This window comes from Spirosoma sp. (assembly GCF_048594605.1).
Lineage (GTDB): Bacteria > Bacteroidota > Bacteroidia > Cytophagales > Spirosomataceae > Spirosoma.
The window spans coordinates 19,130-32,462 of sequence record NZ_JBMDWV010000297.1; the positions used below are offsets into that span (position 1 = coordinate 19,130).

The 13,333-nt window shown below is 47.4% G+C and carries 13 protein-coding genes; 12 read left to right on the forward strand and 1 reads right to left on the reverse strand.

Annotated features, from left to right (window positions below):
• Window positions 1–5: 5 nt before the first annotated feature.
• Window positions 6–1,256 carry an MFS transporter gene (locus tag ACOJS8_RS17920; protein WP_420149918.1) on the reverse strand — a complete coding sequence of 417 codons (1,251 nt, stop codon included), beginning with the start codon at window positions 1,254–1,256 and terminating at the stop codon, window positions 6–8.
• Between the two features lie 241 nt (window positions 1,257–1,497).
• On the opposite strand from ACOJS8_RS17920, the gene ACOJS8_RS17925 reads away from it, so the two are divergent.
• The 12 genes from ACOJS8_RS17925 to ACOJS8_RS17980 all read left to right on the forward strand — a co-directional run bounded on the left by ACOJS8_RS17925 (window position 1,498) and on the right by ACOJS8_RS17980 (window position 13,165).
• A complete protein-coding gene (locus ACOJS8_RS17925; protein ID WP_420149955.1) occupies window positions 1,498–2,631 on the forward strand; it encodes a Gfo/Idh/MocA family protein in 1,134 nt (377 codons plus the stop codon).
• 116 nt (window positions 2,632–2,747) lie between these two features.
• The gene (locus tag ACOJS8_RS17930; RefSeq protein ID WP_420149919.1) at window positions 2,748–3,125 is read left to right on the forward strand and encodes a four helix bundle protein; all 378 of its coding nucleotides are present in this window, start codon (window positions 2,748–2,750) and stop codon (window positions 3,123–3,125) included.
• 41 nt (window positions 3,126–3,166) lie between these two features.
• The gene (locus ACOJS8_RS17935; RefSeq protein WP_420149920.1) at window positions 3,167–4,312 is read left to right on the forward strand and encodes a Gfo/Idh/MocA family protein; all 1,146 of its coding nucleotides are present in this window, start codon (window positions 3,167–3,169) and stop codon (window positions 4,310–4,312) included.
• Window positions 4,313–4,371: 59 nt separating this feature from the next.
• Window positions 4,372–5,424: a sugar phosphate isomerase/epimerase family protein gene (locus tag ACOJS8_RS17940; RefSeq protein WP_420149921.1), complete on the forward strand. Its 1,053-nt coding sequence runs from the start codon at window positions 4,372–4,374 to the stop codon at window positions 5,422–5,424.
• 71 nt (window positions 5,425–5,495) lie between these two features.
• Complete coding sequence (locus ACOJS8_RS17945) at window positions 5,496–6,155, forward strand: hypothetical protein (RefSeq protein WP_420149922.1); 660 nt, start codon at window positions 5,496–5,498, stop codon at window positions 6,153–6,155.
• 127 nt (window positions 6,156–6,282) lie between these two features.
• Complete coding sequence (locus ACOJS8_RS17950; protein WP_420149923.1) at window positions 6,283–6,750, forward strand: YDG/SRA domain-containing protein; 468 nt, start codon at window positions 6,283–6,285, stop codon at window positions 6,748–6,750.
• A 146-nt stretch (window positions 6,751–6,896) separates the two neighbouring features.
• Complete coding sequence (locus ACOJS8_RS17955; RefSeq protein WP_420149924.1) at window positions 6,897–7,100, forward strand: hypothetical protein; 204 nt, start codon at window positions 6,897–6,899, stop codon at window positions 7,098–7,100.
• Complete coding sequence (locus ACOJS8_RS17960) at window positions 7,072–8,181, forward strand: NAD(P)H-dependent flavin oxidoreductase (protein ID WP_420149925.1); 1,110 nt, start codon at window positions 7,072–7,074, stop codon at window positions 8,179–8,181. Before ACOJS8_RS17955 ends, ACOJS8_RS17960 begins: the two co-directional genes overlap by 29 nt.
• Before the next feature lie 15 nt (window positions 8,182–8,196).
• Window positions 8,197–8,751, forward strand: coding sequence for a YdeI/OmpD-associated family protein (locus ACOJS8_RS17965; RefSeq protein WP_420149926.1), 555 nt, complete (start codon window positions 8,197–8,199; stop codon window positions 8,749–8,751).
• 172 nt (window positions 8,752–8,923) lie between these two features.
• Window positions 8,924–10,435, forward strand: a complete 1,512-nt coding sequence (locus ACOJS8_RS17970) for a gliding motility-associated C-terminal domain-containing protein (RefSeq protein ID WP_420149927.1) — start codon at window positions 8,924–8,926, stop codon at window positions 10,433–10,435.
• A 58-nt stretch (window positions 10,436–10,493) separates the two neighbouring features.
• Window positions 10,494–11,288, forward strand: coding sequence for a ThuA domain-containing protein (locus tag ACOJS8_RS17975; protein ID WP_420149928.1), 795 nt, complete (start codon window positions 10,494–10,496; stop codon window positions 11,286–11,288).
• Between the two features lie 23 nt (window positions 11,289–11,311).
• The gene (locus ACOJS8_RS17980; RefSeq protein WP_420149929.1) at window positions 11,312–13,165 is read left to right on the forward strand and encodes a glycoside hydrolase family 9 protein; all 1,854 of its coding nucleotides are present in this window, start codon (window positions 11,312–11,314) and stop codon (window positions 13,163–13,165) included.
• Window positions 13,166–13,333: the final 168 nt, after the last annotated feature.

Below are 13,333 nucleotides of genomic sequence, written 5' to 3' on the forward strand. Positions count from 1 at the left end.
AGAAATTACAACTGTGGCTGTTCGAGAATAACGCTTTCGTCGACATGGCCCGGTTTACGATTCCGCATCCAGAACCATAGAACGATAAAGGCAACAATTAGAAAGATCGGGAATAGAGTCATTCTGGACAGTGTTGCCTGACCCGCAGCTAACTCAAGCGCATCGCCGGATAAGCCTGTAGCCGCTTTTTCGACTTTGGCTTCATCAATCCATCCGCCAATAATCGGCTGCCAGATTGAGGTTGAGAACATACCGACTCCACCGATAATCGACATTCCTAGCGCTCCACTGGCCGGAATATTTTCGGCGACAAAACCAATCATGGTTGGCCAGAAATAACAGACACCGATAGCGAAGAAAACGGCTGCTACGTAGGCCATCGATCCCGTTTGGGTGCTGAACAGATAGATGCCAATGGTTGCAAAGACAGCGCCCCCCAGCAGTACGCCGGTTTGGTTGAGTCTATGAATGATGGGGCCACCAAAATACCGGCCAATCGCCATCAGACCCGTTGTAAGGGCCAGAATGTACATCGGTGTAGCTCCGCTCTTGGCCATGATAAGACCAACCCATTGCTGTGGGCCGAACTCAGAAATGGCGGTGAAAGCCATGCAGACAAATATAAACAGGAAGAGCGGGGTAAGCATTGCCTGAAAATTACTGCTCAGCGACGTAGCACTTACCTCTTTTGAGGTTGGGAATGTTTGACCAAAAAACAGGATGGCGTACAGTATGGTCGGGATCATAATAACCCAGACCTGCGTCTGCCAGGACAGACCGGCGTCGGTCATGAATTTAGAGATCAGGCTACCGACCACGATACCGCCAGGGAACCACATATGGAAGCGATTCAGCATCTTATTCATCTGGGCGCCCGAATACATATCCGCAATCATCGGATTACAGGCCGCTTCTGTACAGCCATTACCAATCCCGATCAGTAAGGTAGAAATCAGCAGCGTCGAGTAGCTACCCGCATAGATCGTCAGTAGAATGCCCAGGGTATGACACAGAAGCGCAACATTCATGATAATCTTAGGCCCTACGGAGTAATAAACCAGACCACCCACAATCATGGCGATCGGAAAGCCGAAGAACCACATGGAATTGATGAAGCCTAGCTGCTCTGCCGATAGTCCAAGTTCGGTGCCCAACTGAGGCAAAATACCAGCCCGTATACTAAACGAAAAGGCGGTAGTGATAAGAGCAAAGCAGCTAGCCAGGAATAGCCGCGAAGGATTAACGGTTTGATTCATTTTCTGCCAGAGGGGATTTAGTGTATTAAATTGTTCGAGTACTATAAGGCACCAAGTAGGATAAACTCCCTATTTGAAGGTGTTTTTGTGCAAAATTTCCGAAAAATAAGAGAAAACCGCTAATTTCCAGCCGTAAAATAAAGAGTCTATGGTGGCTGGAAATACAGTAAACCAACTACCATAACCCTCTTTTCTACCCTGTTTACACTCAACTTAACAACCTATGCACAGAAAATTGCGAATGGGTATGGTGGGCGGTGGCCTCGACGCGTTTATTGGCGCCGTTCATCGCCGGGCAGCTGGTTTTGATAACGAAATCGAACTAGTCTGCGGTGTCTTTAGTTCGTCGCCCGAAAAATCGAAAGCGACGGGGCATGCGCTTTATCTGCCTGAAGACCGGATTTATACCTCTTTCGAGGAAATGATTGAGCGGGAAAAAACTTTGCCGGAAGGTGAGCGAATGGATTTTGTTTCCATCGTAACTCCAAACCATATGCACTTTCCGCCCGCTAAAATGGCCCTGGAAAACGGGTTCCATGTGATGTGCGACAAGCCGATGACCCTGAATCTGGAAGAAGCTAAAGAACTGGCAAAGATTGTGGAGGCATCGGGACTTGTTTTCGGACTAACGCACAACTACACGGGTTATCCGATGGTGAAAGAGGCTCGCGATATGGTACGGAACGGCAAACTCGGAAAAATCCGGAAAGTCGTTGTTGAATATCCGCAGGGGTGGCTTTCCAAAAAGGAAGAAGATAACAATTACAAGCAGGCGATCTGGCGGACCGATCCGTCAAAATCCGGCGCTGCTGGTTGTATGGGCGATATTGGTACGCACGCTGAAAACCTGGCTGAATACGTAACGGGCTTAAAAATCAGCGAACTCTGCGCCGATTTAAGCGCGTTTGTGCCCGGTCGATTGCTCGACGATGATGGCAACGTACTGCTTCGTTTCGAGGGTGGAGCGAAGGGGGTTCTGCACGCCAGCCAGATTGCCAATGGCGAAGAAAACTCGCTGAAAATTTATGTTTATGGCGAACTGGGCGGGCTGGAATGGCATCAGATGGAGCCCAATACGTTAAAATACAAAACGCAGGAAGGTCAGCGGATTATCCGCCCGAATGTCGGTGATTTGTCGGCCTCTGCCAAAGCGCACTGGCGATTGCCCGCTGGTCACCCTGAGGGCTTCTTTGAAGCGTTCGCCAACCTGTACCGCAACTTTGCTTACGCCGTAAAAGCGCACATGGAAGGCCGCGATCCTGATCCGATTTATGATTTTCCAAAAGCCGAGGATGGCGTTCGAGGCCTGGCGTTCATTGATACGGTCCTTGCGTCGAACGAGTCGAAGGAGAAGTGGACGAAGTTTATTAGCTAAATGATTGAATGACTGAGTTGTTGAATGATTGAGTAATTATCAGAAGTATATTTATTTTTTAGTCTGGTGTATTTATTGTGAATTCAATTATTTGACAACTTAATCATTCATACTATATGAACAGTAAAATTGAGTTTGTTCAGCAGATGCAAAAGCGAACAAAAGATTTCTCCCTACGTACCATAAGGTTGTTTCGTGCTTTGCCCAAAACAGATGAAGCAAAAATTATTGGTAAACAGCTACTACGTTCGGCAACATCAGTAGGCGCAAATTATAGAGCGGTTTGCCGTGCCAGAAGTCAGGCAGAATATTTTTCTAAACTTAGCATCGTCGTTGAGGAAGCCGACGAGTCAGTATTCTGGATGGAATTGCTTATTGAAGCTGAAATAGTACGTTCAGAGAAACTAGGAAATTTGATGAATGAAGCTTCTGAGTTATTAGCTATTTTTTCGACAGCTCGTAAAAACTCAAAAGATAGCCAGCGGAGCTTCTAATTCAACAATTCAACAATTCAATCATTCAACAATTCTCTTTCATGCAAAAAATCAATGTTGGTGTCGTTGGAACCGGATTCATCGGGCCTGCGCATATCGAAGCGCTACGTCGCTTGCCTAATACAAACGTTGTTGCACTCTGCGAGGTGACGCCTGAACTGGCCCGTCAGAAAGCCGATCAACTGGGTATCGAACGGGCTTGCACGTTCGATGAACTGTTGAAGATGGACGACATCAAAGTGGTGCATATCTGTACCCCTAACTTCCTGCACTATGCTCAATCGAAAGCGGCTTTGGAGGCTGGTAAGCACGTAGTGTGCGAAAAACCGCTGGCGAAAGACCTGCACGAAGCCGAAGAACTGGTCGAACTGGCAAAGAAAACCGGACTGGTCAACGCTGTTCACTTTAATCTACGCTATTATCCGCTGGTGCGGCAGATGAAAGTCATGCGTGAACAGGATAATCTGGGCGATATTTATTCCGTAATCGGTTCCTATTTACAGGACTGGTTATTTTACGAAACCGACTATAACTGGCGTCTCGAACCCGATAAGTCCGGCGATTCCCGTGCCATTGCCGATATTGGTTCGCACCTGATGGATAGCCTGGAATACATCACGGGCCTTAAAACCGTAGCGGTGATGGCGGATTTCAATACCATTCATAAATTCCGGAAGAAGCCACTCAAAGCCGTTGAAACATATTCGGGTAAAATGCTGAAGCCCGAGGATTACGCCGACGTACCCATCAACACCGAAGACCACGCCAACGTATTGCTACGTTTCGATAACGGCAACAAAGGTGTTATTACGGTATCGCAGGTGTCGGCGGGACGAAAAAACCAGATGAAGCTCGAAATCGCCGGATCGAAGAAAACGTTTGCCTGGAACTCCGAAGCGCCTAACCAGATGTGGATCGGTAATCGCGATGGCTCAAATGAATCGTTCCTGCGCGATCCGTCGCTGGCGCACCCGGAAGCGCGTTCCGTAATGTCGTTCCCCGGCGGACACAATGAAGGCTTCCCTGATACGTCAAAGCAACTCTTTAAGGAAGTTTACGACGCGATTGCTGCAGGAAAGCAACCCGAAAACCCAACTTTCCCAACCTTCGCCGATGGCTATCGTGAGTTGCTTATCTGCGAGAAAATACTGGAGTCGAACCGCAAACAAGCGTGGGTAGAGATTTAATTCTCAGCACATAGTTGTTTGGCTTCATTTACTCATCAATCATTCAAAATTGACCATACATGAAAACATTGAAAGGGCCTGGAATCTTTCTGGCGCAGTTTCTGGGCGACGCTGAACCGTTTAATTCCCTTGAATCTATTGCAAAATATATGGCTGATCTGGGCTACAAAGGTGTCCAGATTCCAACTTGGGACCCGCGTATGATTGACCTGAAGCAAGCTGCTGAAAGTCAGACGTATTGCGATGAGTTTAAAGGTAAGCTTAAAGACATTGGCGTTGAGATTACAGAGTTGGCTACCCACCTGCAAGGCCAATTGGTAGCTGTCCATCCCGCCTATGGAGCTATGTTCGATGGCTTTGGTCCAGCCGAACTGGCAGGTAAACCCAAAGAACAGCAGGCATGGGCTACCGATCAGTTGCTGCTGACCGCCAAAGCCAGCAAGAATCTCGGACTGAAAGCCAGCCCAACGTTTTCAGGCGCTTTGCTATGGCCGTTTATTTATCCGTGGCCACAACGCCCGGCAGGATTAGTTGAAACAGGTTTTACTGAACTGGCAAATCGCTGGACCCCTATCCTGAACGCCTACGATGAAGCGGGAGTCGATCTGGCTTATGAACTGCACCCCGGCGAAGATCTGCACGATGGCGTTACGTTCGAGATGTTTCTGGAGAAAGTAGGGAATCACCCGCGCGCAGGTATCAATTACGATCCGAGCCACTTTGTGTTGCAGCAGCTTGATTACCTGCAATTCATTGACTTCTATCACGACCGTATCTATGCTTATCACGTGAAAGATGCTGAGTTTAACCCAACGGGAAAACAAGGTGTATATGGCGGTTATCAGGGATGGGTCGAGCGGGCCGGACGATTCCGTTCCCTGGGCGATGGGCAGGTTGACTTCTCAGGCATCTTCTCTAAACTGGCGCAGTACGACTACGATCGCTGGGCTGTTCTGGAGTGGGAGTGCGCCCTGAAACACCCCGAACAGGGTGCCGCCGAAGGTGCTCCCTTCATCGAAAGTCACATCATCCGCGTCACCGAACGCGCCTTTGACGACTTCGCTGGCACAGGCGCTGATGAAAACTTCAATAAGAAAGTTCTGGGGTTATAACCTTTATTCCTATTGGCTATTTTTCGTGGTGTCGGGTTCTCAAACCCGACACTTTTTAATTATTAAATTTTATGCTGGAGACTGAGCATCTAAAGCTTTTTTTAGAGGATCAAAGTAATATAATAGTTGATCTAAATATTTCTATAAAGAATATTAATAGGCTAATTGCTGATAAATATGAATATGAAGATGAAGTAAAACAACATGGTTTTTTTGTTCATCATATCTATCAATTGAAATTTATACTAGTTATTCAATTATCAAAGCTATTCAGCAAAAGAAAAGGGGAAGAAAGAAGTTTCTATAAGTTATGTAATAAATTGGAATCGTCTGAATATGGTACTAGCCTAAAAATTTTACTTGAAAATAACAAAAACAAAACAACTGAGGAGGTAAGATCAAAAGCCGATGTTATAAATTTAGTGAATGATGTACGTAAGTTATTATTATCTCAAGATGAATTATCTGAAAGAATAGTAAGATTAAGAGATCAGATTTATGCTCATATAGATATTAATCCTAGTGTACAGAATGTTTCACTTAATGAAATAGAAAAATTAGTTGAAATAGCTAGTGAAATTCACAATTTAGTACGTTTTAGAATATTCTTCTGGAAAACTAGATTCGATCATTTAAGAGATTGGGATATAGATTATGTATTGTGTTACATGGCAAATCATAGAAAAAATAAATTGGAAAATATAAATAAAAAAAAGGATGGACTTCTTTGAGCAATGCTGAATTCTGTATTAAAGAATAGTATAAGAAGGCTTCCAGTTTAACTGGACACTTGAAAAACGCTGGCATCCTGAATACGAGAATAGACAGTCAGATAAGGAGTACTAATATCAATTCGCAATGCTAAAACGTATTTTTGGAGAAATAGATGGTATTCAGGAAGGGAGCGAATTCGAAAATCGGTACTATTTATCTAAATACGATGTGCACAGACCTTTACGAGCAGGTATTAGCGGTTCGCAAACGGAAGGCGCCGATTCCATTATTTTATCTGGCGGCTACGAAGATGATGAAGATTATGGCGATATTATTATCTATACCGGCCACGGCGGACGTAGCCAGGCAACGGGCCTTCAGGTAGCCGACCAGCAACTCACCCATCAGAACGTAGCGTTAACCGTTAATTGTCAACGGGAATTGCCAGTACGCGTAATACGTGGTCAGAGCCAGAAATCAGCTTTCTCACCGGTAGCTGGTTACCGTTATGACGGATTGTATCGTGTTGATAGTTATTGGCAGGAGAAAGGCTTGTCTGGCTTTCTTGTTTGGCGTTTTCGCTTGGTAAAAATCAAAGGTTTGCCGAATTAAACCTCACTGATAATGCAGGAAATTAACCGGAGTTGAACGGCTATCGCGTATTTTGACCGTTAATCAATCAAACTCGACAGACATCAAAAAGTGATTTTGTAAATCAATGTGCGTAAGTCAATTTTATTAAAAAAACATACGTAACGATGGCAGGTCAAGGGTCGGGTGGCAACGTACTGGCTGCCCTTTGTAGCTTCTTCATTCCGGGTTTGGGTCAGTTGTTGCAGGGGCGACTGCTGATGGCTATTTTACAATTTATACTGGCGGGCGCACTGTGGTTTATCCTGATGGGCTGGGTCATACACCTGTGGTCCATTATTGATGCCGCTCGCTACGATCCTGGTCGATAAACTTATGGGTAACTGGCCTGAAAATCGCATTCAAAAATTGTTAGGGATTGAATTGCCCATTCTGTTAGCGCCGATGGCTGGTCCGGGATCGGCGAAATTGGCCATAGCCGTTGCCGAAGCCGGTGGACTTGGTTCGCTTCCCTGCGCGATGCTGAATGCTGAACAGATACGTAGCGAATTGACCATCATTCGGCAACGTAGCACCCAACCAGTTAATCTCAATTTCTTCTGTCATAAACCGCCACAACCTGACGTAGCGCAGGAAACAAAATGGCGCAAACGTCTGGAGCCCTATTATGTTGAATTGGGAGTTGACCCGCAGGCTCCTGTTCCAATCTCCAACCGAACGCCATTTGATAGCACCTTGTGTGAGCTGGTTGCTGAGATGAAACCCGAAGTTGTTAGCTTTCATTTCGGACTGCCCGACAAAGAGCTGCTGACAAGGGTTAAAGCTGCCGGCGCTAAAATCCTATCGTCGGCTACAACGGTTGATGAAGCCCGCTGGCTTGAACAGAACGGCTGCGACGCTATTATTGCTCAGGGCGTTGAAGCGGGTGGACACCGGGGAATGTTTTTGAGTACGGATATTTCCACGCAGGTTGGCACTATGGCTCTCGTTCCACAAATCGTTGACGCCGTGAACGTACCAGTTATTGCGGCTGGAGGCATAACCGATGCGCGTGGCATTGTGGCCGCTTTTGCACTGGGTGCTTCGGCGGTGCAGATTGGAACGGCGTATCTGTTTTGCCCGGAGGCTAACGTTTCACCCGTTCATCGGGAAGCGCTACGTAACGCGAAAGATAATAGCACGGCACTTACCAACGTCTTTACTGGCCGTCCGGCACGTAGCATTGTTAATCGAATTATCCGCGAGATTGGCCCCATGTCCGACGTAGCACCGGCATTTCCACTGGCGGGCGGTGCCCTGATGCCACTACGTGCCAAATCGGAGGCAATGGGCTCGGGTGATTTTATATCGCTCTGGGCCGGTCAGGCAGTTCATCTGGGCCGGGAACTCCCCGCAGGTGAATTAACTAGATTGCTTGCTGAAGAAGCCTTCGCGCTTATTAGTAAATCATAACATTCATTCTCCTATATGGCCCCCATCTTTTTTGCTACGCAGGCTGATTTTCGGAAATGGCTGGAAGAAAACCATGATAAAGCAACCGAGTTAGTTGTTGGCTACTATAAAGTTGGGTCTGGAAAGCTTAGTATGACCTGGTCGCAATCGGTGGACCAAGCGCTCTGTTTTGGCTGGATCGATGGCGTTCGTCGGTCTATCGATGCCGACAGTTACTGCAATCGCTTTACACCCCGAAAACCAAAAAGCAATTGGAGCGCGGTCAATATCCGGAAAATCGAACAACTGACCCAGCAAGGACTCATGCAGCCTGCGGGGCTGGCTGCGTTTGAAAAAAGACTGGAAAGCAAATCAAGAATTTACGCTTACGAGCAGACCGAAGTTGGCTTGTCCGAAGAGTTTGAGAAGGCATTCAAAAATTATGAAAAAGCCTGGACATTTTTTCGGAAACAGGCCCCATCGTATCAAAAGCGAGCCATGAACTGGGTAATGACGGGCAAGCAACCTGAAACACGATTGAATCGCCTGAACAAACTGATCCAAACCAGCGAAGAGGGTCAGAAAATATAAGCGTCAACTCATTAGAAAACGACCACTGATCAACGTACTGAGCTGATTTTTAGGGGCGCAACCTTATAATGCCTTTCATCGTATTGAGGGAAAAATATGTACCTTAGATACCCTTTATTTGGTAGCTCTGCTTTCCAGGCCAGGTGTAGGGAAACAGATTATGCGGAGAGAGATGATTTGGTTATGGATTGGGCTCGTTACGTTCCTGCATGGAATGGCAATGGGGCAGAATCTTATTCCAAATAGCAGTTTCGAAACGTACCGAACTTGTCCGTATCAGGATAATCTCCTCAGTGAAGCCGCTCCCTGGTACAACCCAACGCGGGCCACTCCCGATTTCTATCATCAATGTTTTAACACAGGGCAGATGGTTCTGCCTCCTCATTCCGGGCAGGGGTTAGCGCGGCTCTATTTCGATCAGGGATGGGCCGAATATTTGGGCATCCGTCTAACTAAACCACTTGAAGCCGGAGAATGCTATGCTTTTGAAATGTATGTTGCTACCAATACGCCTGGCCGATACCTGACAGAAACAATGGGAGCCCATTTTTCGGCGCAGCCCGTTACGACGCCTACCAGTACGGAACTATTGAAAACCCCGCCCCAGGTGCTTGACAACTTGCCGCGTGTGCAGGGATTACGCTGGGAACGGATGTCGGGCGTCATTAATGCGAAAGGGGGCGAAGAGTACGTAACGATTGGTAGCTTTTATAAATACCCGCCGTTTTTGGGTTTATATTACGTGTACATCGATGATGTTTCGGTAAAACGCGTTACACTCTATCTAGGTAATGACACTACGTTGTGTGGTCGTAAAAGTACGTTGCTGCTGGATGGAACTACGCCCGATGCTATTTATTATAAATGGCAGGATGGCAGCGCCAATGCTACGTTGCAGGTGACCCGGCCCGGCAAGTATTCGGTTACGGTGATCACCTCCTGTAAAACCCTTACAGACTCTATTTCGGTTGATTATGCGCTTGATTTCGATCTGGGAGCCGATACGACGCTCTGCAACGGACAAACCTTCACGCTGGCTGTTCCAGAGTCAGCCGCAGCTACGTATCGATGGCAGGATGGGTCCGAACAAAACACCTACACTGTCAGGCAGGCGGGGCAATACAGTATTCGGGTCGCACAGGCCACGTGCGTTGCTGCCGATACGATTCAGGTGCGCTACATACGTCCACCAACTTTAGAACTAGGACCCGATCAGGTACTTTGTGGAGCCCAGACATTTACGATTAAACCGATTATTACCGAGGGTGAATTTTTCTGGCAGGATCAATTTACTGATGCTGAACGTATCGTCAATACGTCGGGTGTGTTCCGGGCCAGCGTCCGCAATGATTGCGCTACGGTGACGGATTCCGTAACAGTCGATTACGGCGCCTGCGATTGTATTCTGTATGCACCCAACAGTTTTACACCCAATGGCGATGGGCAGAACGACGTCTTTCTGGCCTACGGTTGCGGAGATATCACCATTACGTCGCTCTCCATTTTCAATCGCTGGGGAGAAATTGTTTTCCATACCGATAAACTGCCATTTCAGTGGGATGGATATTATCATGGCGAACTTTGTCCGGGGGGCGTGTATGCCTGGAGCATTCAGTATAGGCTAAAGCAGGGGAAACAGGTGAAACCTGGTCAGGAGCAGGGGCCTATTCATTTAATTCGCTAGAAAGCCAGGGATTCAGTAACTTTCCTGGCTTCTTACTTTCTTATCCTGAAAATTCTACATGAACCATCGGTTTTTCTGGCGAATCAGCGGCCGTTTTCTCGTACTGCTTTGGCTCTTAGGGCTGGCGTTTTCGACCATTGCACAATCGCAAAAGCCGCGATTTCGGGTAGTGGCCATTGCCGAAAAGGGTGGGGGCGTTCACGCTCCATTTGTGAAAGAGGCCAAAAAATGGCTGGCTCAACTGGCAACAGAAAATAATTTTACAATTGATTACATCGAAAACACGGAGCCAATTACGGATACGTTTCTGGCTAGCTATCAACTATTTATTCAGCTGAATTATCCTCCCTATATGTGGACAGATACGGCAAAGGAAGCATTCCGAAAATACATTACTGAAGGCAAAGGGGGCGGTTGGATCGGATTTCATCATGCTACGTTGCTGGGTGAGTTCGACGGCTATCCTATGTGGCCCTGGTTTTCAGAATTTATGGGTGGGATTCGCTACAAAAACTACATTGCTACGTTCGCCAAAGCTACCGTTCGGGTCGAAGCAAAAAATCACCCCTGTCTGAAAGACGTACCCGCTACGTTTGAGGTAGAAAAAGAAGAATGGTACACGTACGATAAAAGTCCACGTCCGAACGTAACAGTACTAGCCACGGTCGACGAATCGACGTATTCGCCCGACTCGAACATTAAAATGGGGGGCGATCATCCGGTTATCTGGTCCAACGAGCACATGAAAGCACGTAACGTTTACATTTTCATGGGCCATCATCCTGACTTATTCAAGAACGATTCCTTTGTAAAAATCTTCCGAAACGCCATCTTTTGGGGCGCCGGAAACTAATGAACTGTATTCCTGATCTAGTCATGATTTACATGCTTAAGAAATTACGTAAGTTATTCATCTTCCTCTTGATTTGTCAGCTTCCATTCGTTCTTAAAGCCCAGACTATTAAGGTACTTACAAACCAGGTGGGCTATGAACAAACCAAAGCCAAGCAAGCCATCGTTATGGCCGATCGGCAGATGGCTATTCCATCGTTTCAACTTATCAATAGCATAACGGGCAAAGCTGTCTATTCAGGAAAGCCGGTTTTTAGTGGGCCGGTCAGTAAATGGAAAAACTGGCTTTTCTGGACGGCCGATTTTAGCAGCTATACCACCGAGGGGACGTATCAGATTCAAATTTCAACAGGGGGCAAAAACGTATCATCGTATCCGTTCGTGATTGGCAGGAACGTACTGGAGCAATACACACTCTCCGACGTGATCTATTATGTCAAAGGGCAGCGAAGCTCGGGTTTGCTGGATAAAGCAGATCGAAAATCGGTGCTGGCGGGCCGACTATCCGATACGCTCGACGTTCATGGCGGCTGGTATGATGCTACTGGCGACTACGGTAAGCACCTTTCTCACCTGACGTTCTCGTCGTATTTCAATCCACAACAGATTACACTGACGGCTTACAGTTTGCTAAAAAGTTACGCCCAACTTACTAAGCGCAAAGGCTCAGATTTTCGCCAGTTTAATCGTCGCCTGCTCGACGAAGCCATGTTCGGCGCTGATTATCTGGTACGGGTTCAGGCCAAAAACGGTTCATTTTACCGGTCCGTGAAAGCGCCGGGGCCGGGCAAATTGCCGAAAGACAGGGTGATTCAGGCCGAAGATAAAGCGTATCGTATTAAACAGTCGAAAGATCAGACGCTGGCCAGTGCCGCCGATGAAACAAACTGGCGCAGTTATCAGGTAAGCTATCGGTCGGGTGGGGGTATGGCTATTGCGGCATTGGCGATGGCTGCTACGTATGCGCCCGACCAAACGGGCGATTTCAGCCCGGCGGATTATCGCAAAGCAGCTGAAAATGCCTTTGCTTTTCTGGAGAAAGAAAACATAGCGATGACTAATGATGGTCAGGAAAACATCGTGGATGATTACTGTGCGCTAACGGCAGCTACAGAGTTGTACAAAGCCACCCAAAACGATACGTATCGAAAAGCCGCTGACAAACGAGCGCAAAATTTGCTGAACCGGCTCACGTCCTGGAAAACGTATCGTGACTTCTGGCGCGCCGATGATCAGGATCGTCCGTTCTTCCACCCGTCCGATGCGGGCTTGCCTGTCACCAGTTTGATGTACTATTACCCGCTGGCGTCGGCTGAGAGGCAGAAAGCTATCAAGGAGGCTATAAAGCGGTCGATGACGTTTGAGCTGGACGTAACGCGGGAAGTCAAAAACCCGTTTGGCTATAGTCGACAGTTGGTTCAGGATACGCTCGGTAATCGACGCACTACGTTCTTTTTTCCGCACGGCAGCGAGGCCTCTCCTTGGTGGCAGGGTGAAAACGCACGTGTCGCGTCGATGGCAGCCGCAGCCCGTTTGTGCGCTCCGATGTTCAGCGACGACAGAACGTTTCAGGAGAAACTGGAGCGTTTTGCCCTTGATCAGCTCAACTGGATATTGGGTCTGAATCCATATGATGCGTGTATGTTGCAGGGAAGCGGCCATAACAATCCGACTTACGGATTTTTCGGTACATTCGAGTATACCAATGCTCCGGGCGGTATTGTAAACGGCATTACGTCGGGCCTGGACAACGAAGACGATATTGATTTTAATCTGTCATATAAAATGACCGGGAAAGACAGCGACTGGCGATGGGCCGAACAATGGCTACCTCATGCTGCGTGGTATTTGCTGGCCATTGCGGTCAGTCAGGAATAGATAAGCTTGAAGTCTTTCCAAACTGTAGACGCCATAGGCCGTGAACCAAAGGAGTTTACAAAAAGCACCAACAGAGGTTTTGCGCAACTTTTGCTAGTGCTTCTGCTTGAAATTCAATGTTTACTTGCGGCCTCACCCCCATATCGGATTGCCGATTCGAGGGTGTCA

Excerpts from the sequence above, each read along its gene's own strand:
- ACOJS8_RS17920 (WP_420149918.1), bottom strand. The coding sequence starts at position 1,256 with ATGAATCAAACCGTTAATCCTTCGCGGCTATTCCTGGCTAGCTGCTTT.
- ACOJS8_RS17925 (WP_420149955.1), top strand. The coding sequence starts at position 1,498 with ATGGGTATGGTGGGCGGTGGCCTCGACGCGTTTATTGGCGCCGTTCAT.
- ACOJS8_RS17930 (WP_420149919.1), top strand. The coding sequence starts at position 2,748 with ATGAACAGTAAAATTGAGTTTGTTCAGCAGATGCAAAAGCGAACAAAA.
- ACOJS8_RS17935 (WP_420149920.1), top strand. The coding sequence starts at position 3,167 with ATGCAAAAAATCAATGTTGGTGTCGTTGGAACCGGATTCATCGGGCCT.
- ACOJS8_RS17940 (WP_420149921.1), top strand. The coding sequence starts at position 4,372 with ATGAAAACATTGAAAGGGCCTGGAATCTTTCTGGCGCAGTTTCTGGGC.
- ACOJS8_RS17945 (WP_420149922.1), top strand. The coding sequence starts at position 5,496 with ATGCTGGAGACTGAGCATCTAAAGCTTTTTTTAGAGGATCAAAGTAAT.
- ACOJS8_RS17950 (WP_420149923.1), top strand. The coding sequence starts at position 6,283 with ATGCTAAAACGTATTTTTGGAGAAATAGATGGTATTCAGGAAGGGAGC.
- ACOJS8_RS17955 (WP_420149924.1), top strand. The coding sequence starts at position 6,897 with ATGGCAGGTCAAGGGTCGGGTGGCAACGTACTGGCTGCCCTTTGTAGC.
- ACOJS8_RS17960 (WP_420149925.1), top strand. The coding sequence starts at position 7,072 with ATGCCGCTCGCTACGATCCTGGTCGATAAACTTATGGGTAACTGGCCT.
- ACOJS8_RS17965 (WP_420149926.1), top strand. The coding sequence starts at position 8,197 with ATGGCCCCCATCTTTTTTGCTACGCAGGCTGATTTTCGGAAATGGCTG.
- ACOJS8_RS17970 (WP_420149927.1), top strand. The coding sequence starts at position 8,924 with ATGATTTGGTTATGGATTGGGCTCGTTACGTTCCTGCATGGAATGGCA.
- ACOJS8_RS17975 (WP_420149928.1), top strand. The coding sequence starts at position 10,494 with ATGAACCATCGGTTTTTCTGGCGAATCAGCGGCCGTTTTCTCGTACTG.
- ACOJS8_RS17980 (WP_420149929.1), top strand. The coding sequence starts at position 11,312 with ATGATTTACATGCTTAAGAAATTACGTAAGTTATTCATCTTCCTCTTG.